This window comes from Streptomyces sp. NPDC031340, assembly GCF_055569945.1.
Genome location: NZ_JBVIIE010000059.1, coordinates 31,419 through 55,043 on the forward strand (window position 1 = coordinate 31,419; position 23,625 = coordinate 55,043).

The window sequence follows — 23,625 nt, forward strand, 5'->3', positions numbered from 1 at the left end:
GGCGATCCTGTGGCCGAGGCGCCGTCAGGTGTCCGCTGCGGCAACGGCTGATGCCGCGGCAGCGGGGTCGGCCGGGTCCGCCGGCCCATCCCAGTGGGACGCTCCGGGCTGTCGGCGGCTGGTCAACCGGGTGAAGGCGGCCTGTACTTCAGGTGCGAAGAGCGCCAGGTTCCGGCGCAGCAGGCGTTCGCGATCTTCCGCACTGAGCCCGAGCTCGTCAAGTCGCTGCTGTCCCGGGGACAGTTGCCAGAAGGCTGCGGCCTTGGAACCGTACGCCAGCCCCTCGACGTCGTGCTGCGCCACCGGTGTGGCCAGCAGTTCCGGGGAGTCGAGCAGCGTACGGAGCTCGGCGGCGACATCCTGCTCGGCGTCGGACTCCGGCGCGGGAGGGGCCTCGGCGGTTTCGGGGACCTCCATGGCTTCGGGGGTGGTTTGGTTGGCATTCTTGGCTTCGGCGGTGGGTGCGGGATCGGGGACCGCTGCGAGGGTGGGGGCGGCGTCGGCTTGGGAGGCGTCCGTGGCTTCGGGCACCGCCATGGCTTCGGCGGTCGCGGTGACTCCGGGGGCGGTTTTGGCCTCCGAGGTGTGCGGGGGCTCGGGGGCCGCCGTTGCCTCGGGGGCTGCCTCGGCCTGGGAGGTTTCCGCGGCTTCGGCCCCCGCGTCGGTGGCGTCGGTGGCGTCGTCCGGTGTCAGCTCGTCCGGGCCGGCGTCGGTGGCGTCGCTCCGCGGTCGAGTGGCGGCGGGATCCTCCTCCGCCCCGTCCATCGCAGCGGCGTCCGCCGAGTCGCGCGCGGCCTCGGTCCCGCTGTCGGACCCGACGGAAGCAGCGTGACCGGTCCCGTCGCGCCGCGCGGCCGGGGAACCGTCGCCGGTCCCACGGTCCGGCCGGGCCAGCAGGTACTCCCCGCCCCTCCGGTACAGGACCACCGGGCGCCCGTCCGATCGGTCGCCGGTGGCGCGGGTGCGGACGGTGCCGTCCTCTCCGACCACGGTGACGTCGGCGCCCAGCACGTCGGCCGCGTACCGGGCCGCCGTCTGCTCGGTGGCGTCGTCCCAGACACCGTTCCCGGGGGCGACCGCACCCGGGTCGCCGCCCGGGCGGGCAGCGGCCGACCCGGCCGGCAACAGGGCGCGTTCCTCGCCGGTGAGCCCCGGCAGGCCGTCGGCGACGGCTGACCAGAAGCCGTTGCCGTCGCCCTCGGGCGCGACGAGGCTGTGGACCGTGCCGTCCGGGCCGGTCAGCGACGGCGCCCGCCCCGGCGTGAAGGCGGGGCGCCAGGCGCCGGAGCCCGCCGTCCACGGCACGGAGCCGTGCGCGGGCCGCGGCGGCCGGACGGCCTGGGGCGCGACGGCCTCGGGGGCGCTGTCCGCCGCGGGCGACGGCGCGGGCGAGGGCGACGGCGCGGGCGAGGGCGACGGCGCGGGCGAGGGCGACGGCGAGGGCGACGGCGCGGGCGAGGGCGACGGCGCGGGCGACGGCGCGGGCGACGGCGCGGGCGAGGGCGACGGCGCGGGCGACGGCGCGGGCAGCGCGGGCGTTCGCCGGTCCTCTCCGGCGGGGAGCGCCGGCCGGTAGTGCCGGTCCTTCAACTGGAGCACGAAGCGCGGCAGTTCCTCCTGCTCCGCCTCCCGCTCCGCGCCCGCTGCGTCCGGCATCCCGGACGGCGGCGTGAAGTCCTGGAAGGCGCCGTCCGCGCGGACGACCGTGATCCGCGCCCCGAAGTGCCGGGCGGCCAGCGCGGGCAGCAGGTCGGCCGCGCCGTGGTCCCAGCCCGCGTCCTTCGCCGCGGCACCGGAACGCAGCAGCTGTGCCCGTGCGAGGGCGGCGCGCTGTCCGGCCGGCAGCTCGGCGTGCAGCGGTATGTGGCCCGAGGACTCGAACTCGCGGCGTTCGGGCGATTCCGGCGCGAAGTCCACGCCGCTCTCCCGCAGTTCCGCGTCGTCGAACCTGTCCTTCGTGTCGGGAGACGTGAAGGACAGCAGATCGTCGTCGCGCGTGTCGTCCAGCTCGTCGGCGAGCCGGCCCCGCAGGTCGCGCACGATCTCCTGACGGTCCGCCGCGGTCGCCCAGTGCCCGAACTCCTCCGGGGACGCGTGGTACACCCCTTCGGCCAAGGCGTGGAAGAACCCGTCGCCGTCGGCGGGGACGTCATGGACGGTGTAGAACACGCCCTCGGGCGAGACCAGCCGGTCCGGCGTCCCGTCGGGCGAGGTGAAGCGGGCGGCCGGCGCACCGGGGCTCGCCCCGTCCTGCCGGGGCGCCCGGTACACCACCGGCGGGGGCTCGGTGAGGCCCTGCCGCCGCTCCGGTTCACCGGACCGTGCCGGCTCGGCGGGCAGTTGGTGCCAGCGGGTGAGCCGGTCCGCCGCGGCCCGGACCCGGTGGAACTCCGCGGCGGCGGCCTCGGCCTCGTCGAGCAGAGGCCGCAGGAGCTGCTGCTTCACCACGTCCACCGGGTCGCCGCCGGCCGGTTCCGGCGTGGTGTCCGGCTGGTCGGCGAGCGTGCGGCGCTTCTTCCAGTAGGCCTCGTCGGCGGCGATCCAGGCCTTGGACGCCTTGGTGACCAGGTTCCAGGCGTCCGCGACCCGGGACGGGAAGTTCGCCTCGTCGATCAGGCCCAGCTCGCGGGCCGTGTCCTCGTGCACCACCGTGATCAGCTGTGTCCGTGCCTCGACGGCCCGGACGCGGTGGACCCGGCCGAACAGATGACGGGAACGCTCCACCTCGGCGACGCCGAGCCAGTCGGTCGGCACCGCGAACACGAAACTCCGGCGGGCCGGCTTCTCGGTGAGCTGGGCGCCGTCCGCGGTGCCCCGTGTCCAGCGGTCGGTGGCGGAGACGTTGGGTCCCGCGAGGTTCCCGGCGGGCACGAGCGACCCGACGGTGTCGGCGGCCACGACCGCTGCCGCGCCGAGGGTGGCGTCGTATCCGCTCGTGCGGGACCGGGCCTGGCTCGCGGCCCCGGTGTCCCGCTCCGCGACCTCCATCGTGCTCTCCGGCACCACCGCCAGCAGCGTGGCCCCGCTCAGGTCCGGCCTGGAGTAGAGACGGAAGTCGCCGCGAGCGCTTCCCTCCCCGTGCAGGCCGGGGACCGTGTAGCCCTCGGCGGTGCCGCTCTCCTCGAAGAAGGCCGCCAGCGCGGCGTCCTGGGTCGCGTTGTCGAGCGCGAGCGCCGCCGCGGTACCGGGGCGGGTGAGCCCGGCACGGGAGGCACGCTCCGCGGCCGCGTCCAGTTGCGCACCGGCGAGCTCGCGCGAACCGTCACCGTCGGGGGCCACGGAATTCCCGTACGCCTCGCCCAGCGCCAGGCTGGCGGCCTGCCGCAGGGTGTCGGTGCCCACGACCCTGCGCACCATCCAGCCGACGGCGGGCGGCCGGAAGGGGCCGCGGGTGCCGTCCGGGAGCCCGGTGGACCGCCAGGTTTCGATCTCACCTTCGGTGACGCCTTGGGTCCATCGGGTGACGGTCCGCGGCGGCCGGGCCACGGCGGGCGGACCGAGCGGGTCGTCCGCCGACGCCGGCCGCCGGCCCGGAGCGGTCATGCTGAGCGGTACGTACTCGCGCAGCGTCCCGACCGTGTTCTCCTCGTGGATCGGCGTGCCCTGCCCCGTGTCCAGCGTCAGCCGGAGCCGGTATCCGGTGCGGTACTGGGCGTGCGGTTCGCGGGCGTAGAACCGTTGGGTCCGGGTCTGCGTGCGGGAGAGGTTCCTCGACGTCTGCTCGGAGGAGACGACCGACCCGTCGAACGTCGCCGGAACCGACGCGACTTCACCCGGCCGCGGGTCCCGCTTCGACGGGACCGTCAGCACGGTCTCGTTGATGCCGACACCGTAGGCCCTGGAACTGCCCGTCGAGCCGCCGCGCGCCTCCGTCACGGTCGCGATCCGGGTGTCCTCGATGTTCACGCCGTGGTCGAGGCCGTCGAACCGCGACTCCCCGGCGACCAGTTCGACGCGCAGGCTGCCCATGCGGCTGCCGAGGCGGACTCCCATGATCCAGCGGCCGACCCGGGTACGCCCCGTGCTGCCGCCGCTGGTCATCTGCTCCCGCAGGGCCCGCAGGGCGCGGGGGGTCACCAGGGAGCGCACCCGCTCACGGTCCGTGTCCCCGACCCGCCAGGCCTGAAGCTGCCGGTCGAAGTCGGTCAGCACCTGGGTGGCGTCCAGGGAGTTGACGGGGTACGAGCCGAACGGGTGGTCGTGCCACCACGTGCTGGTGGTCCACTCGTGCGACGTGTACAGCGGCACCTCGCCCAGGCCGTCCCGGAGCAGTCCGAGCCGGTGGGCCGTCTTCTCCCCGAGGTGGCCGAGGTAGCTGTCCGGGAGGATGAGCCGGACGCCGGCCGGACCGCCGCGGTGGAACGGCGTGAGCAGCGGGCGGAGCAGCCCCTCGAGGTGGACGGAACCCGCGATGTCGTGCCGCGCGTCACCGGCCACCAGGACCTTGTGGCCGCCGTCGTCGGCGTTGGCGTCCGAGGTGACCGTACGGATCACGCTGGTGGTCTCGGTGCGCGAGCTGCCCCGGCCGTAGCGCAGGCCGTGCGTCGAGATGAGTTCGGTGCCGCCGGGGTGCGTGCGGTACCTGCCGCCAGCGGTCAGGGCCAGGGCGAAGCTGCTGCCCGTGGTGACCGATCCCGCGATGTTCAGGTCGCTGCCGATGGCGAGCTCGGTGCCCATCTTGGCGGGCTTGGAGATCACGCGCAGGTCCTGGACCCGGACCTGGTGCACCAGTTCGGCCACCCGGTGCCGCAGCAGGCCCTCGGCGAAGAACGTCGCCCGGGAGCCGGCAGGACCGGACGCCTGGTCGAAGCCGCTGGTGAGGGCCTGCGACTGGAAGAGCCGCACCATGGCGTCGTGCGGGACGGCCCCGGTCCGCGTGAAGTGCCAGGCGCCGCCGGACAGCCCTGCCATGAGGTTCTGGGCGGCACCGGCGAGCGCCAGGGGCGAGCCCACGCTCACGGTCTGATGGGCGTGCCCGCGGAACACGTCCCACTCCCGGGCCTCGCCCGCCGCCTCGTCACCGAGGTCCGGTACGCCGTCCAGCAGAGCGCGCGCCCGGGCCTGGCTCAGGACCTCGAAGGGGACGACCGGCTCGGCGTCCGGCGCGGACTCCGCGTCCGGTGCCGGGTTGACGGCCGGTGCGGACTCGGCGTTCGGCGTCGAGTCCGCGCCCGGCGCCGAGTCCGCGCCCGGCGCCGAGTTGGCGGCCGGTGTGGACTCCGCGTCTTCCTCGGACTCGGCGCCCGGCGCCGTCTCCGTGTCCGGCGCTGTCTGCTCGTCCGCCGCCATCTCTGTGTCCGGCGTTGTCTGCTCGTCCGCCGCCGGCTCGGTGCCGGCGTCCGACGGTCGGCTCTCGCCGACGGAGTCGGAGTCGGGTCCGTGCGTGACGGACGCGGGCTCGCCCACCGCCCGCTCCTCCGGTACGGAGTCGAGCGCGGGGAGCGTGTGCTCGTCCGGTACGGCCAGCACCACGCGGCCGGTGAACGGCATGCCCGCCGTGCCCCCGATCAGGTCCCGGCTCTCCTGGGGCCGCGCGCCGAGGGCGCCCAGCGACAGGGCTCTCGGCACCGAGCGGTAGCGGGCGAAGCCCTCGACGGCCACCGTCAGGCTCAGCCGGTAGCTGTGCAGGTGGGACGGGCGGGCGCTGGCGGCCAGCGGCTCGAACGACACGCTCGCCCCGTACTGCGTGCCGCGGCCCCGGCTGCGCCCCCAGATCGCGCGGGCCGAGACGGTGGCGTGGTCCGTGACCCCGCTCCGCCCCTCCAGGCCCCAGCTCGTGGTGTCGTTCACCGACGAGGAGCCGTCCAGTCGCGCGGTGCCCGGGGCGCTGGTGCGCAGGATCAGGTCGTTCTGGGTCCCCTCGTAGCGCCGCTGCGTCAGCTCGCCGCCGACGCGGAGGGTGAGCTGCGAGCGTGTCCAGGTGGCGCGCGGAACGTCCAGGGGGATGGTCAGCCCGGTGGTGGTGATCACGCCCAGGTTGCCGGCCACGCTGTGGTGGGACAGGGCGTTGCGCACCCGCAGGGTGTTCTGCAGCGCCATGACGAAGTGCTCCCGGTCGCGCCAGCGGGCATCGGCCGGACCGGTGAACGCCTCCAGGGGTGCCAGGACGCCCGGGTACCGCTCCGCGGCCGCCCGGACCACCTGGTCGGTGAAGGTTTCCAGCCAGCCCTTCGACGCGCCTGCCGGTTTCTCACCGTCCTCCCAGCGGAACTCCTCGGGCCTGCTCATGCCCAGCAGGGCGGGGCGGTCGCCGGTCAGGTACGCCGGGGGGCGGGGCTCGTTGCCGTGCCGGGTGCGCAGGGTGGTGCCGTCGTCCCAGCCGGCCAGCCGGCGGGCCTCGGTGTGGGTCATCCGGTCCAGACTCCAGGTCTCGAACCGGACGGTCTCCGCGCTGCCGCTCCGCCGCACGTGGACGGTCTTGCGGACCTGGTACAGGACGGTGGGCACGTTCTTCGCCCGGCCGACGACCTTGAGGGCGCCCGAGCCGCCGAACGCACTGCTGTCCGTGACCGTGTGCTCCCGGCCGACGACGCCTCCGGCCATGGCCTTCCCGAGGATCCCCAGCTCCGCGCTGGGGCCGACGGTGACCTCGACGCCGAGGGAGGACGAGCGGGAGAACGTCCGTTCGTTCCTGGCGGTCTGCTGGAGCGTGTGGCGCATCTCGAAGACCTGGCTCTCGGTGAGCAGGACCGCCTCCCCGGGCACGACCCGGTCCACGGTGAACGCGCCGAGCGGTGCCCCGTCCTCGTCGAACAGCACCTCCGTGGCGACGCCGCCCCTGGCCAGCCGGTCGGCGGCCCGCTGGAAGTGCTCCGCACCGAAGAACGCGGACAGGTACGCGTGCGCCTCGGTGCCGGGCTCCGCACCGATCTCCGCCACGAGCCGGTCCCGCAACGGCCTGATCGGACCGTAGCCCTCCGTGTGCACCAGCCGGTAGTCGGCGTGCTCGTCCAGCGTCATCCGCTGCGGCACCCGCCCCGGCTCGGCGCGGGAGGTGGCGCTGTCGGGGAGCCGCACGGTCAGTCCGTTGCGCACCGAGAAGGCGAACTGGCCCTGCCTCGCCGGGGAGTCAGCGGCCGCACCGACGACGGTGACCTCGTAGCGCACGTCGTCCAGGTGCAGGTGCGAGCTCTCCGCCGCCCGGCTCTCCACCTGGCTGAGCGTCTGGTCCTGCAGGGCGTGCTCGTGCGACGTGGCGACGCCCATGGAGACGCCGATCCGGCCGAAACCTGCCACTCCCGACGGCGGGCCGACCGTCAGGCCCAGCCCGGCCTTCATCTTGCTGCCCCCCACGCCGGTCCGGCCGTCGCCGGCCTGGCTGCGGTGGGCGGCGTCGATCTTGACGGGGGTGGCGTGGACGTCGGTGAACCGCTCCCAGTTGCCGTGCGGACGGGTGACCACCCACAGCGCCTTCCTCCGCGTCGGGTCGCCGAAGGACGGAGACTCGTACCCGTCGCCGGCGAACACCTGCGGCGTGGCGTCCATGGCCCGGCGCAGGTCGTCGAGCGCCTCGCGCAGGCCGGGCTCGGTGTTCGGGCCGCCGAGACGCTCGGCGATCTCCGCCACCACCAGGTCGGGCCCGCGCAGGGCGACCCGGCTGTGGCCGTAGCTGCGGGAACGGTCGTCCCCGTCGCCGTATCCGGACGTCAGGTACTCGGGCAGCCGGCTGCCATCGGTGAAGACCACCGGCCCGTCCTCGGCGGACGGTGCCGGCATCGTACGGTCCACGCGGGGCGGGCGGTGCGTGTCGAGCTGCGTCTCGATACGGGAGGGGGCCGGCGTCCGCTCGCGCGGGGCGGCGTCGTGTGCCTCCGGTTCCGGCTGACCGGCCTCCTCACCGGCTCCCGGCTCGGGCGCGGCCTCGTCCTCCGGGCGGGCGTTCGGTGTGCTCACGGGGGCAGGACGGTAGACGGGCGTCCGCGCGGGCGCGCCGGGGGCGATCAGCAGGGACAGGCGGTCGAATCCCGCTTCGTCCAGGTCATCGGATTCCGCCGGCGGGGCCGACGGGGCGTCCGACGGGACGTTCGAGGGCCAGTCACCCCTCTGCGAGGGATCGGGTTCACGCAGTGTGGTGGGCCGCCCGAAGGGGTCGGCGAATGCGAGTCGCTCGACGGCATGGCTCAGGGCCCAAGGTCCGTCTTCCTGGTCGGCGTCGGCGGGCAGTCGCCAGGCGTCGGCGTGCGGCGCCTCCATGTTCACGAGTCGCTCGACGAAAGTGCGCAGCTCGGTGCCCCTCGGCAGGAAGCCGACGATTCCACCGGTCATGAGGCCCAAGTCGCCCCCGACCACGAACAGTGTGTGATGGGCCTGCTCCACGTCGTCGGTGCGCAGCAGCGTCAGCCCGACCAGAGCACCGTTCATCTGCGACACGTTCGCGGCCTGGATGACGGCACCGGGCATCGCTTGCCGAACCGCGTCGAAGGTCTTGTCCATCCATGCGGGATCGGTGCCGGGGGCGGGGTCGAGATATATCCGTACGGTCAACTCGACAGCGCGCTGACCGTTGGCGAACAGCAGGTGCCGGATGTCGAAGGGGAGCACTCGGCCGTCGTCGCTCTCGACCGTCACCGAGGGAACCCTCACCTCGCCGACCGGCCCGGACTCGGGCCAGATGACGTGCGGTTGAACGTACGTGGGCCGGAAGACCAGATGCCGGCCGTCGCGTACCAGGCCCTCGATGCGGACGCCCGCGGCCGTACCGACCCAGTGGTACGTGCCACGGTCGTCGACCTGTCTGAAGGAGCCCGCCTGAAGAGCGGACCCGTGCGCACTCTCGACGTTGTCCAGCAACGTCCCCGGCGTCCACGCGCGAGGGAACATCACATGCTGGTCCCCGTCCACGTGCTGCTCCCATGCCAGGGGCAGGAACGGGCGGCCCGGACCCACGCGGAGCGCGGGGTGGAGGAAGAAGACCTCGGCGTCGTACGTTCCGTTGTGATGCTCCTGGCCGCGGTTGATCTGCAGACCGTGGAACCTCATCTGGTCCGCCCGCGTCAGTCCGGGCTCGTGGTGAGCTCCGGTGCGGGTGCGGCGGTCGCCGTACCGGACCAGGTCCTCCACACGGCGGCCGATGACCGGACCGCTGTGGTTTTCGGCGGCAGGCGCGGGGGGTGCGGCATGAGTCGGAGTGAGGGTGTCGGCCTGGTCGTCGCTCGGGCGGAAGCCGGTGAAGACCCCCTGCGAGACCTCTCCCTCGATCCACACGCCGGCGTACTCGCCCCGCCACGTGTGGACACCGGACCGCCCGGGCACCGGCTGGACTGTGCCGTTCCGCAGGGCGTGCAGGTAGGCCTGCTCCGCGGCGTAGACCGCGTCCTCCTCGGTCCAGTGCGCGGGGAACATCATCAGCCCCGGGTCCGGCTGAGCCGGAAGCAGGAGATCGCCTGCCATCAGGTCGGTCAGGTTCTCCCGTACCGCTCGCCGGTGCAGGTCCGGATACATGGCACGGTAGGTCCCGTTGGGCCTGTCCGTGCCCTCCAGCGCCACCGGCCGGGGACGGTCGGAGGCCGGTGGGGGAGTGATGCGCCCGCCCCCACCGGTGCGGGCCTCGCCGTAGAGCACCGACCTGCGCACGTCCAGGGCGAAGTGGGCGCGCGTGGGCAGCCCGTCCGCGCGCGCGTGCAGGGTGTCCTCGGTGGAGAAGGCCACCCCGTGCGCGGTCCGGAGCCTGGCCGTCCTCAGGGCGCCCTCGATCCACGCCCCCAGTTGGCGCAGGTACCGGGGAGCGATCCGCATCCGGCCCAGGTCCACTCCGGCGGCGTGGTCGTTGTCCACCGTGGGGCGGCCCCGGTCGTCCCGCAGGAAGGGGCCCATCAGACCCTCGTCCTCGTACACGGCGCGCTGGCGGTTGCGGTCGCCCTCCCGGTACTCGTCCTCCAGGCCCAGCAGGTGCCCCACCTCGTGCGCCAGCACGTACGGTTCGGTGTCGGTTCCCCAGTTCATGTGGTCGGCACGCGGATAGTCGGAGTGCACGGTCACGACGTGGTGCGCGGAATCCCTGTCGGTCACGAACTCCAGGTCGACCCGGAACAGATCCCCGTTGGGCAGCCGGTGGCCGGTGTTCCACCGCTCGTCGACACCCTGCTGGGCGCGCTGCCTCAGCTCGGTGAGCGTCTCCCCGGTGATCTGCTGACCCGGTTCCTGGTCGAGGAACAGGCGGACCGCCGCGACGGAGCCGAACTCGCCCGACGGCAGCCGGTACCGGCGCGCCTCGAAGTGCCTGATCCACAGGCAGCCCCCGTAGGGCTCCCCGACCCACCGTGCGTCCTGGACCGGCCGGATCCGGGCGCGGCCGGTCTCCACCGCGCCGGGGAAGGGCACCTCGGGTGCTGTGTCGGGGTCGGAGTCGGGGTCGGTCTCCGTGGTGCCGGGGATTGGCGTGTCGGGGCCGGTCTCCATGGTGCCGGGAATCGGCGCGTCGGGCTCGGGGGTGGGACCCGGCTCGGTGTGCGGGCGGGTGTTGCGGTTGAGCAGGTCCACGACGGACTGCCAGACGCGGCCCGCCCAGGCGCCGAGCCGCGCCGGAAGCCCGGTGATCGCGTCCCAGATGCCCCGCAGGTGTCCGCGCAGACGGTCCCACACGGCCGGGTCGGCGTCACCGCCGAGCGGCAGACCGTCCCGCGTCTCCTCCGCCGGACGCCGCGCCTCGGACGGGTCCACCACGGCGTATGCCGGGTCCGCGGTGACGACCCTGGCCGGGCTGTCGGCGTCCGTGGTCCGGTTCTCGGCCGCGTCGCCGACATCCGACGCGGCGTCACCGGTGACGCCGCCGGGGGAATCCTGGTCCCCGGTCACGGAGCCGCCGGCCTCCGCTGAGCGCGCCGCGTACTGCTCCTCGCCGTCGCCCTGGCGGATACCGCCCGTGGACGGGCCGGTGACGTCCGGGGACACGTTGGAGTAGGTCACCGCGGGGGACACGTCCGGGTCCGTGTCCTGCGCCGCTTCCCAGTCGACATCCATGGGGCTGCGGTGGGCGAAGTCGTCGTCGGAGAGGTCCGTGGCCGGGGAGCTCGCACCGGCCGGCCTGTCCGTGCCGAACTGGACGGAGAAGACGTCTGGGCCCTCCGGCGCGATGTCGCCGGGGATCCAGTCGAGGGCGCCGGTGTCCTCGGAGGAAAGGCCGGTGCCGATGCTGCTCGGGGTTCCGGTGCGGTGCAGGGCTCTGTCGTAGACGCTCACGACCGCCTGGGCGCCGACTCCGCCGACGAAGAGGACCTGCTGCTCCTCCAGGCGGGGGTTCGTCCAGTCCGGCGGGAGGGCGCCGGCCTGCCTGGCCTTTTCCATCGTGGCATTGACGTCCACGACGTAGGAATAGGAGTTCATGGCCGGGCTGATCAGGTACCGGTAGCGGCTGTCGCCGGGCAGGTTCGGGTCGCGGGTGGCCGGGACGTATGGTCCGGGAAGTCCGCCCCGCTCGACCCAGTCCCGCAGCAGGAGGTGGCGGTTGGGCTCCTGTGCGGCGAAGCCGCCTGCCGGCCCCTCGCGGAGCACGTCCTCGGGGGCCTTGTCGGAGAACAGGTAGACAGGTTCATCCGGGTCGGTCGGCGTCAGGTGGGAGAGGTCCGCCCAGTGGACCTGGGCCAGGTTGCCGGCCAGCCACATGACCTTCCCGCTGACGGGTTCCCAGAAGCCGGTCGCGTCGGTCTCGCGGTCGAACACGGTGGTGACGGCCGCGGGGTGGATGGAGCCGGTGAAGGTGACCTCCTCTTCGTGGGGGTACGGGTTGGCAGCGGCGGTGATCCCCAGGTCGCGAAGCCGGTCCAGGGTGGCGTTCAGATCGATCCCCTCACTGTCGCGGGGATCGAAGGGAGGGGTGATCTCGTAGCGGTACCGCTTGCCGCCGAACCATATTTCCGGGTCGCGGGTGGTGGAGAGGAACGGTGCGCTGCCGGGGTTGTCTCTCGCCCACTCCAGCAGTCCGACGACGCTGTCCGGGGAGTCGGCGGTGAACCCGTTCCGGAAGACCTCTTCCGGTTCCCTGTTGGAGAACCGCCACAACCGGTCCTCCTGGACCACGAACAGGTGGTCGCGCTCGTTCGGAGGCACCCTGGTCACGTCCACGGGAGGCGCGGTGTCGAGGGTGTCCGTCTCGGCGGGCGTCGACTCGGTGCGCGGGGCCGGGGCGGGCTCGGTGCCGGTGGTGGTGTGGTGGAGGTAAGGGGCCAGGACGTCGGCGATCTGCCGCAGGTGGTCGGTGGTGAGGACGAAGTTCTGCCGGGCGGGATCGGTGAAGGCGTCCATCAGGCTGGACTCGCCGTCGGCGAGGGTCTGTTCGCCGCGGCCGCCGGGAGTGAGCAGCACCCGCGGGTCGGCCGCGTCGTCGATGACGCCGAGGCCGTGGACGATCTCGTGGACGTAGGCGGCGGGGTGGACGTTGGTGTACCAGCTGTTCTGGACCATGGACCGCTCGCGGCCGGGCAGGCCGGCGTGGACGGTGACGACGGAGTCGGCGTCGGCGGGGGAGTCGACGAACTGCACGTCGACGCGGAGCAGGGGCCCGGGCAGGGCGGGGCCGGTGATCTGGTCGGGCTGGAGGGCGGGCAGGCGGTAGTCGCGCTGGTTGACCAGGTCGTTGAGGGCTGTGCGCAGGCCGTTCTGCAGGGCGGTGAACTGCTCGGGGGACGCGTCCCGGGCAACCAGATGCACCCGACGGGTCAGGTGGACGGCGTCCTGCGCGGGGGTGGCACCACGGTAGTGGGCCCAGGAGTAACCCACCCGAGTCCGCTCACCGGACGGGGTCACCGTCATCCGCTCCACGCGGGGCCGGCCGCCGTCCTGGTCAGGGGTGAGCACGAAGGCCTCGGGACCCTCGGCCGCCCCTCGCCCGGAACGGGAGCCGAACGGAAGCCACCGATCGGTGTCCACCTCGCCGGAACCCAGCAGCGTCAGCGGACCGTCCGTCCCTGCTGTCTCCGCCACCTCCTGCATCGCTGCGGGCTCAGGCGCCTCCGCCCCCCTGATACCGTCCCCGCTCACCTGCCCGGCCTGATTCCCGGTCTCGGGCCGGGGACCCTCCGGCAGCGTCTCCTGGTCATCCGGCGTGGGCGCGGTGACCGGTGGGGTGTGGCCGTCGGCCGCCGGGGCGGGCGGGGCCACGGGGCGCGTCAGCCCGTGGAGGCGGTCGCGTACGGCCGTGAGCAGCTCCGCGAACCACCGGAGGGCGGCGCGGCCCTGGGTACGCACCGTCTCCCAGATGGCCTGCAGAGAGCCCATCAGGTCGTCGATCAGCTGCCTTATGCGCCCGGTCTCCGGTCGCCGGTGCGGCTCGTCGATCCTTCGGATGGTGTCGATGTCCGGGTCGTGCCGGTCGGTGTTGTCGCCCGAGTCGGAGCCACTGAGGTCGGACCAGCGGGCGGAGGAGTCGGGGGAAACCTCCCCTTCCTCCGCTTCGGTGAGTCGCTGGTGCTGCCCGTCGGTCCATTCGACGGTGTCCGTGTCCGGGTCGTACCGGCCGGTGCGGTTCTCGACCGTGTCGTAGACACTGAGGACGGCCCGGTGGTCGAGGGAGCCGGGGAAGATCACCTCGTCTTCGGCGGGGCGGGGGTGGGTCCACGCGGTGGGGACGACGCCCGCGTGCTGCTGTCTGCGGAGACTGGCCGCGACATCCACACCGACGGGTACCGGGTTCCAGGTCGGGTCGATCTGGTAGCGGTAGCGCTTGCCGTGCTCGTCGTGGGCGGGGTTCCGCGTGGTCGAGACGAAGGAAGCCGACCGGTCGCCCTCCACCCAGTCCACCAGCCGGGGGTTCTCGCCTGAACCGGCGGTCCGGAACCCTTCCCGCAGGACCAGCTCCGGGTTCTCCGACTCGTCGGAGAACCGCCACAGCTGTTCTCCGACGGCACTGGACACCACGTAGGGCCGGTCGTCCTCGTTGAGCAGGGACAGGTCCACCGGAACAGGGGAGTGGCGGTCGCCCGGCAGCCATTCGACGCCTCTGCGGGCCGGGTTCCAGAAGCCCGTGCGCTTGCCCTTGTGGTCGTAGACGCTCACGACCGCCGTCGGTGCGAGCGCGTTCGTGAAGGTGACCTCCTGCTCTTCCGGGTACGGCGACACCTGGTCATCGGCGAGATAGTTGCCCAGACGTTCCGCTTCGAGGGTGGCGTTGAGGTCGATACCCACCGGGTCCGGGTTGCGGCTCGAGTCGATCTCGTAGCGGTAGCGGTACCCGTCGAACCACAGGTCGATGTCGCGTGTCGTCGACACGAACGGAGCGGGGCTGTTGGATTCTGCGTAGTTCCACAGCGTGGGGCCCGCTTCGGATGTGTCGGCGGTGAATCCGTTCTGGAAGATGTCTTGCGGCGGTTTCCGCGAGAACCTGAACAGGCGTTCCCCGGCGGCCTCGACGACGAACTCGCGCGGGTCCGGGACCATGGCGTAGTTCACCGCCGGGGGAAGGTCGGTGTCCATCTCCTCGGCCGTGTCGTCTTCCGGCTCGGAGTCGGTTTCCATGAGGAGTGCGTCGAGCGGGTCCAGGTCCGCGGGCTGGGCCGTGTCGTCTTCCGGCTCGGAGTCGGTTTCCATGAGGAGTGCGTCGAGCGGGTCCGTGGGCCGGGTGTCGTGGACGTCGACGATCATCGGCAGGTCGACCCTGCCGATCAAGAGCACCCGCCGGTCCCCGGGGCTGGGGTGTGTCCAGTCTTGGGGGAGGGCGCCGGCCCGCACGGCCGCTTCCATCGTGGCGTTGACGTCCACGGCGTAGGAGGCGCTGCCCCTGGTCAGGTCGATCTGGTACCGGTAGCGGCCCTGTTCGGGCAGGTTCGGGTCGTGTGTGCCCGGGATGTACGGTCCGGGAAGCCCGCCCTGCTCGACCCAGTCCCGCAGCGGGACGTAGCGGTTGGGGGCCTGGGGGTCGAATCCGTTCCCGTTCTCGTCGCCGAGCGCTTCCTCGGGGGACTTGTCGGAGAACAGGTAGACGGGCTGCTCGCGATCGGCCGGCGTCAGGTGGGGGAGGTCGTCCGGGTGTACCTGGGCCAGGTTGCCGTCCACCCAGACGACCGTTCGCAGGCCGGGGTCCCAGAAGCCGGTCGCGTCGGTCTCGCGGTCGTAGACGGTGGCGATGGCCGCGGGGTGGATGGAGTAGGTGAAGGTGACCTCCTGTTCGTGGTCGTACGGGTCGTCACCGGTGGGCACTCCCTCTTCGCGAAGCCGCTGGAGGGTGGCGTTCACGTCGATTCCCACGCTGTCGCGGGGATCGAGGAGGGGACGGATCTCGTAGCGGTACCGCTTGCCGTCGAACCACAGATCGGGATCGCGGGTGGTGGAGACGAACGGTGCCGCGGGGTTGTCGTCCGCCCACTCCCACAGGCCGACGACGCGGTGCGGGGCGTCGGCGGTGAACCCGATCTGGAAGATCTCCTCCGGTGCCCTGTCGGAGAACCGCCACACCCGCTCTTCCTGGACCAGGACCAGGTGGTCGCGTTCGTTCGGAGGCACCCTGGTCACGTCCACGGGGGGCGGGGTGTCAGCGGTGTCCGGTGCGGTGCTCGCGGCCGGTTCGGCGTCGGCGGTGGTGCCGTGGTGGAGGTAGGGGCTGAGGACGTCGGCGATCTGCCGGAGGTGGTCGGTGGTGAGGACGAAGTTCTGCCGGGCGGGGTCGGTGAAGGCGTCCATCAGGCTGGACTCGCCGTCGGCGAGGGTCTGTTCGCCGCGGCCGCCGGGGGTGAGCAGGACGCGGGGGTCGGCGGCGTCGTCGCGGACGCCGAGGCCGTGGACGATCTCGTGGACGTAGGCGGCCGGGTGCACGCCGGTGTACCAGGTGTCCTGGACCATGGACTGTCCGGGGGTGGGCAGGCCGTCGCGGACGGTGACGACGGAGTCGGCGTCGGCGGGGGAGTCGACGAAGCGCACGTCGACCCGGAGCAGGGGGCCTTGGGGTGCCTGCCCGCTGCTCCGGTCGGGCTGGAAGGGGGGCAGGCGGTAGCCGCGCTCGTTGATCAGGTAGTCCGTGGCGGTCACCAGGCCGCTCTGCAGGGCGGCGACCTGCTCTGCGGAGGCGTTCTCGGTGACCAGGTGGACCCGGCGGGTGAGGTGGATGGCGTCCTGTGCGGGGGTGGCACCGCGGTAGTGGGCCCACGTGTAGCCGACCTGCGTACGCTCTCCGGACGGAACCCGCGTCATCCGCTCCACGCGGGGCCGTTCGCCGTCCTGGCCGGGGGTGAGCACGAAGGCCTCGGGCACCGAACCGGGCCCTTCGGCCGCCGCCGAGCGCCGGCCGAAGGGGATCCAGCGATCGGTGCCCACCCGGCCGGACCCCAGCAAGGTCAGCGGACCGTCCGTCCCCGCGGCCCCGGGGCCGGTCCCGGGCCCGTTCCCCTGCCCGGCCTGGTACGTGATTGCATGCGGCCCGCGGGAGACCTGGTGCTGCCCCGGGTACCAGTCCATCCGCTCCTCGGCGGCGTTCCAGACACCGGTCCGGTCCTCCACGCTGTCGTAGACGCTGACGACCGCCCCCGCGTCGATGGAGCCGGTGAAGGTGATCTCCCGCTCGGCGTAGGTGTTCCGCCACGACCGGGACAGGGCGCCGGCAGCCTTCTGGACCAGGATGGTCATGTCCAGATCGATGCCGCTGGGGTCGGAGTTGCGTGCGGAGTCGATCTCGTAGCGGTACCGCTTGTTCCTGAACCACAGGTTGAAGTCCCGGGTGGTCGACACGAACGGCGCACGCGCTGTCGTCGTCATGGCCCACATCCACAACTGCAGGTGCTTGTCGGGTCCGTCGGAGTGGAAGCCGTTCCGGAACACCGTTTCCGGGTCCTCGCCGGAGAACCGCCACACCTGCTCGCCTTCCGTGGTGCGCAGGTGGGGGCGGTCCTTCGGGTGCACCATGTCCATGTTCACGGCGGGCGGGACATCGCCGGGGCCGTTCGCCGCCCCGGCGCCGGGCGGGACGAGCCCGGCGGGAACGACTCCAGGAGTCGTGTAGAGGCCGTTGACGCCCGCACGCACCGCCGCTTCCTCCTGCGGCGAGGAGACGTCGGCCAGGTGCGAGGCGCGGACGATCTCGAACAGCGAGTGGTCCTGGCCCGGGAGCATCCAGCCCATGAGGGCCTTGCGGAAGTCGACGGCGCTCGTGGCCGGGACGTTCAGCCACTGGAAGGCCCTGAGCATGCGCAGCGTTGTGCCGGAGACGCCGGCGACCAGTGGCATCCCCTGCCCGTCGTGCCAGCGCCGGTACCAGGAAGACTGCTCGTCCAGGGTCCAGTAGGCGATCCCCTCGACCCAGCTCAGGGGCAGTTCCGGTCCCTGCTCGGTGGCGTCCTTCAGATCGCCGGCGCGGAGCGCTTCGACCGTGACGGGTTTCCGTACGACGGCGAAGACCCGCTCCACCGGAGGACGCGGTTGTGCCGAAGGCACGTCGGGATCGTGTTCCGCGGTCGTGTCCGCCGGTGCGGCGGGCCGCTGGACCTCGACGGCGGTGACGTCCGGGCGGGACAGGATGCCGGTGACGTCGGGGTCGCCCGCAGCGTCGAAGGCGAGGGTGCCGAGCGGGATCTCCTCGATGTCGAAGCCGACCAGGGACAGCGGCCGTTCGTTCCGGCTCAGGAAGGTGCGCTCACCGTCCGTCAGGCGGGCGCCGAGGTAGGTGTAGTCGCGGGGGGTCTTCTTCGCCGGGCCGGTCTCCTGCTCCGAGGTCGGCCGTGCGACGCGCGACATCTGGCTGCGGACCATCTCCCAGGGGTCCTTGACCGCGCCCGTCGTGCTGTGGGCGGCGAGGTTGCCCAGGGCGAAGGGGTCCGACGGCTTGAAGAGGTAGGTTTGGCCGCTCAGTTCGGGATCCGCCGCGAGCGCTTCCTGGAGCTCGCGCCGGTCATCGCCGTGCACGAATTGCCTGTAGGTCTCCAGTGCGTCGCGGTCGAGACCCAGCCGGTCGGCCAGCGACATGCCGGTGTCGGCGGCGGAGGAACCGTCACCGGGGTTCAGCACGGACCGCAGCACGGCGGTCAGCGAGGGAACCTCCGCGTCCTTCTCGTACAGGGCCTTCTTTCCGGCGGCGTTGAAGAACGCCGTCATCAGCTCGCGCACCGATCCCTCGGCGATCAGGCGGTCGAGGGCGTCCGCGCTGGAGGTGGCCGCGGTCAGGACCGTCTGCCCCGCGCTGGTCGGATCGGTCGTGAAGAACGAGGAGTCGACGACCTCGGCGCTGTGTCCGGAAGACGGGTAGGCGGCGTGCAGCACCTCCCGCAGCCGCACGACGGCCGAGCGCGCGGCCGCGAGCGCCGCCGGATCGGCGTGGTGGTGGGCGCCGACGCGCTGTTCGAACGCGGCCCGGGCACGGGTCAGTTCAGCAGGCGGTGGCGTCGTGACGGCGCTCTCCCGCCGGTCCGGGGCACCATCCGCCGTCGCGGACCCGTCGCGTTCGCCGCCCCGGGGAACGGTTTCGTCCCCGTGCTGTTCTTCCGCTTCCCGGGTGCCGTCCCCGGTGACCCGGTAGTCGACCGCGGGGGCGACGTCGGGGTCGCCGGCCGTGTTCGCGCCAGGAGCGGATCCCGTGGTCGCCGGCCGGCCGGGCACGGCGGTGCCGGCGGCCCGGCTGTGGGTCTCGGGCCGGGGACCCTCCGGCAGCGGCTCCTGGTCCTTCGGCGTTCCCGAGAACCTGAACAGGCGTTCCCCGCGTGCCTCGACGACGAACTGGAGCGGGTCCGGGGCCATGGCGTAGTTCACCGCCGGGGCCATGTCGATGTCCATGTCCTCCGCCGGTTCCCGGTCCTCCGGCTCGGAGTCGGTTTCCTGGAGGCCCGTGTCGAGGGGGTCCATGGGGCTGGCACCGCCGAACTCGTCCGGGGGGACGTCGCCGGGGGTCCACTCGAAGGTGCCGGTGTCCGCGTTCAGGATGCCGGTGCGGTGTGCGATGCGGTCGTAGACGCTCGCGATCGCTCCCGGAGTGACTCTGCCGATGAAGAGGACCTGCTGCTCCCCGGGGCGGGGGTGTGTCCAGTCAGGGGGGACGGCGCCGGCCTGCCTGGCCTGCTCCATCGTGGCGTTGACGTCCACGACGTAGCTGTAGAGGTTCCAGCCCGGGTGGATCTGGTACCGGTAGCGGCTGCCGTTGGGCAGGTGCCGGTCGCGGGTGGCAGGGATGTACGGTCCGGGGAGTCCGTCCTGCTCGACCCAGTCGCGCAGCAGGACGTGGGCGTTGGGTGCTTCCGCGGTGAAGCCCTCGCGTCTCGGACCGAGCACGTCCGAGGGGGCGTCGTCGGAGAACAGGTAGACGGGCTCTTCCAGGGAGAACGGCCTCAGATGGGCGAGATCCGCAGGATGTACCTGTGCCAGGTTGCCGTCCACCCAGATGACCTCTTCCCGGGCGGGGTCCCAGAAGCCGGTCAACTCGTCCGCGCGGTCGTAGACGGCGGTGACGGCCGCGGGGTGGATGGAGCCGGTGAAGGTGACCTCTTGTTCGTGGGCGAACGTGTTGCCGCTGGGCAGCAGCCCCCGGTCGTGAAGCCCCTGCAAGGTGGCGTTCAGGTCGATCCCCTCGCTGTCGCGGGGGTCGAGGAGGGGGCGGATCTCGTAGCGGTACCGCCTTCCCTCGAACCACAGTTCCGGATCGCGGGTGGTGGAGACGAACGGCGCCTCGCCGGGGTTGTCCTTCGCCCACTCCAGCAGCCCCACGACGGTGTCCGGGGCGTCGGCGGTGAACCCGTTTCGGAAGACCTCCTCCGGTTCCTTGTCCGAGAACCGCCACAGCCGGTCCTCCTGGACCACGACCAGGTGGTCGCGTTCGTTCCGCGGCAGCCTGGTCACGTCCACGGGGGGTGCGGTGTCGACACCGTCCGCCTCGGCGGGCGCGGTGGCCTCGTTCCGCGGGGCGGACTCGGTGTGGGGGGTGGTGGTGTGGCGGAGGTAGGGGGTCAGGACGTCGGTGATCTGCTGGAGGTGGTCGGTGGTGAGGGCGAAGTCCTGGCGGGCGGGGTCGGTGAAGGGGCCCATGAGGCTGGACTGGCCGGGATTGAGGTGTTGTTGGCCGCGGCCGCCGGGGGTGAGGAGGACGCGGGGGTCGGGGTTGTCGTCGATGACGCCGAGGCCGTGGACGATTTCGTGGACGTAGGCGGCGGGGTGGACGTCGGTGTACCAGGCGTTCTGGACCATCGACCGTCCGGGGCCGGGGAGGCCGGTGTGGACGGTGACGACGGAGTCGGCGTCGGCGGGGGAGTCGGTGAAGCGTACGTCGACGCGGAGCAGGGGGCCGGGCAGGGCGGGGCCGGTGATCCGGTCGGGCTGGAGGGCGGGCAGGCGGTAGTCGTGCTGGTTGATCAGGTCGTTCAGGGCTGTGCGCAGGCCGTTTCGCAGGGTGGTGATCTGTTCGGGGGAGGCGTTCCGGGTGTCCAGGTAGATGCGGCGGGTGAGGTGGAGGGTGTCCTGGGCGGGGGTGGCGCCGCGGTAGTGGGCCCAGGTGTAGCCGATCCGGGTGCGTTCGCCGGATCCCTGGGGGCGGCTGATCTGCCATGGTGCGCCGGATGTGGCGGGTTCGCCGTCGGCGGTGTCGGGCCTGGTGAAGGTGAACGCTTCGGGTGTTCCCTCGCCGGCGCCGAAGGGGATCCAGCGGTCGGTGTCCACCTCGCCCGAGGCCAGCAGCTCACCGGGGGTCTCGTCGGCCTGCTCGTTCTCGCGGCTTGCCGGGAGGCCGGAGTCGTCGCCGTGCACCGTGGCGTAGTCCACCGCCGGCACGAAGTCGATCTCCATGTCCTCTGCGTCGTCCATGTCCTCCGCGTCGTCGTGGTCCTCCGGTTCGGAGTCGACTTGCATGGCGCTGTCCACGCCGAGCAGTGTGGAGAGGATGTCGAGGTCGCCGGGCAGCAGGCCCGTCGGTTCGGTGTCGTCCTGGTCTTCCGGTTCGGAGTCGGTTTCCTGGAGGAGTGCGTCGAGAGGAGCGGCGGATCCGGCGTCGTCCTGGCGAGTGCCGGTCCGGGCGGGAGCCCGCGTCGGGGAGTCTTCTTCCACGAGGGCGTCGTCCATGGAGGCGTCGTCCGTGGGGGCGTTGTCCGTGAGGAAGTGCTCGGTGAGGAAGTCTGCCTCGTCGCGGGTGAACGGGTAGGCGGGGGTTTCGGGCGTGGTGGGTGAAGCGGTGGCGGGCGGGGGGAGGAGGTCGGTCAGTTCGTTGCCGGTGAGTTGGGCGGGTGCCTGGGCCGGTTCGATGCCGAGAGCCCTCAGTCGTGTCACGAGCGAGTCGTATGCCGTGTCGATCCGGCGGGCGGTGTCCACGGTCAGCATGCCGGTCTCCCGGAAGATGCGCAGCACGCGCACCGTCGGTTCCTCGACCTCGAGTTTTCGGGCCGCGTCGGCGGTTCCGAGCCACTGGGCCAGGAGGCGCACCTTGTCCCGGGCGTCGTACCGCGTGACGTGGTCGGTCACCGTGTCGGCGGTGACGCCGTCGGGACCGTGTCGGTCGAGCAGGGCGAGTGCCACGTCGATCCGGTCGGCCGTCTCCTTCAGCGGTGTCGTCGCCTCACCGACGCGGTACGCCTGCACCGTCCGTGGGTTGATCTGGAGCACGTCGGCGAGGTTCTCGTCGTTTCCCAGCCCGTCCCGCAGCGTCTGTATCTTCGTCTGCCAGGGGCCGCGAGCACGGCTGACCCGCTCGGTCACCTCCTCGGCGGTGACCGGCCCGGGACGTTCGAGCAGCAGGTCGGCGGCGGCCTTGAGCCGCGGACCGACGGTGGCGGCCGGAGGCGTGCCCGTGCCGTTCAGGTAAGCCCGCACATCCTGCTGGTCGACGTTCAGTACCTTGGCCGCGGCCCCTTCTGAAGTGGCCTCGTTCTCCTGCGGGTCGCGCCGGTTCAGCAGCAGCCTCATCCTGGCCTGGACGAGCGTGGTCGGCGCATTTCCGTCGGCCCCGGCGGTCGCGGTCTGCTGGACGTCGATCCCCAACTGTTTGCACTGTGTGACCAGCGCGTCCACCCGCTCGGCGAACGCCTGAAAGGCCGGCGCGCCCTGTAGTTGCTGCCGCAGCGTCGCCTGCGGGACCTGGAGCTCTCTGGCCAGGTCCTTTTCACTGCTCGCCACGTCTCTCAGCGCCCGGAGTGTGGTCGCGGTGGCGTCCGGTGTGACGCGTTCGGTCACCGTGTCGGCGGTGACGCCGGCGGGACCGTGTTCGTCGAGCAGGGCCAGTGCCGCGCGGATCCGGTCGGCCGTCTTCTTCGGCACCTGCGACTCATGACCACCCAGGCGGTACCTGCGTACAGTCCTCGGGTCACAGTCGAGCACGTCGGCCACGGCGGCCGTGCCCAGCCGGCTGGTGAGGTGCGCGATGTCGTTCTGGAGGGGGGTTCTGCGCTGGCGGACGTGGTTCGTGACGTCGTCGGCGGTCGGTGTGGTGTCCTGCGTCAGGAGCAGGTCGGTGGTTGCCGTGATCCGCTCCGCCACCTCCAGCGTCGGGGAGGAGGTGCCGGCGTGGAGGGATTCCAGGACCTGCGGTCGGATGCCGAGCAGTCCTGCCGTGGTGTCGGGGCCGAGCCGGTTCACCAGGTGGCGGGTCTCCACCGTGTGGAGAGCGGGGGTGTCGGCCGGTGCGGTGGTGGGTCCGTCGGGGAGGACGAGCGCGGCGTGTTCGGCGATCCGCTCGCGCACCGCCGGGTCCACGGCACGCGTGCCGGCTATCCCTCGGTACACGTCGTCCGGGCTCACTTCGACCGTACCGCCGCTGAGTGCGTCGGCCACCGCCCGGAGCGCGGACTCATCATCCGCGTGGCTCTCCCGCTCCTTCACGTACAGCGATTGCAGGATGTCCCTGAAGGACGCGGCGGTCTCCGGTGGCCGCACGTCGCCGGTCGCGCCGTTGGGGAGGAGACGGCCGTGCAGCTCTTCGATTCTTGTGACGGCGTCTGCGTTCAGCTGCTTCTTGCCGCTGAGCCATCTGTATACGGCGGAGTGGTCAACCCCCAGCGCCCTGGCCACGGCCGCCCTGCTGCCCAGTGCGCGGACCAGGTCTTGCAGCTGGGACAGGGCGGACGGGCCGGTGACGTTCGCCCCGTCGGAGTAGGTCACTGCGGGGAACACGTCCGGGTCCGTGTCCCGCGCCGCTCCCTGGTCTTCCGGTTCGGAGTCGCTCGCCCAGAGAGCTTCCTCCCACGTCGGTGCGTCTTCCTCCATGGAGACGTCTTCCATGGGGCTGTCGGCAAGGGCGTCATCGCCGTCGGAGAGGTCCATGGCCGTGGAGTCCGCACCGGCCGGCCCGCGGGAGTCCACGCCCAGCAGTGTGGAGAGGACGTGGAGGTCGCCCGCCGGAAGGCGCGTCGGCCCGGCGTCGTCCTGGTCTTCCGGTTCGGAGTCGCTCGCCCAGAGAGCTTCCTCCCACGTCGGTGCGTCTTCCTCCATGGAGACGTCTCCCGGGAAGTGGTCTTCCATGGAGACGTCTCCCGGGAAGTCTTCCGTGGAGATGTCTTCCGTGAGGACTTCTGTGAGGTAGTCCTCCATGAAGTGCCGCGTGGGGATGTCTGTCTCGTCGCGGGTGAACGGGTAGGCGGGTTTGTCCGGGGTGGGGTTCTGGTCCTGGTGTGCTGTGGGCGTCGTCGGCGTGGGGGTGGCGGGCGGGGGAAGGAGGTCGGTCAGTTCGTTGCCGGTGAGTTGGGCGGGTGCCTGGGCCGGTTCGATGCCGAGAGCCCTCAGTCGTGTCACGAGCGAGTCGTATGC

General features: G+C 72.3%; 1 protein-coding gene. It reads right to left on the minus strand.

Translation table 11 applies throughout. From position 1 onward, the window contains the following. Positions 1-24: 24 nt before the first annotated feature. Complete coding sequence (locus ACZ5GT_RS33415) at positions 25-23,610, minus strand: scabin-related ADP-ribosyltransferase (RefSeq protein ID WP_469033898.1); 23,586 nt, start codon at positions 23,608-23,610, stop codon at positions 25-27. Between the last annotated feature and the right edge of the window lie 15 nt (positions 23,611-23,625).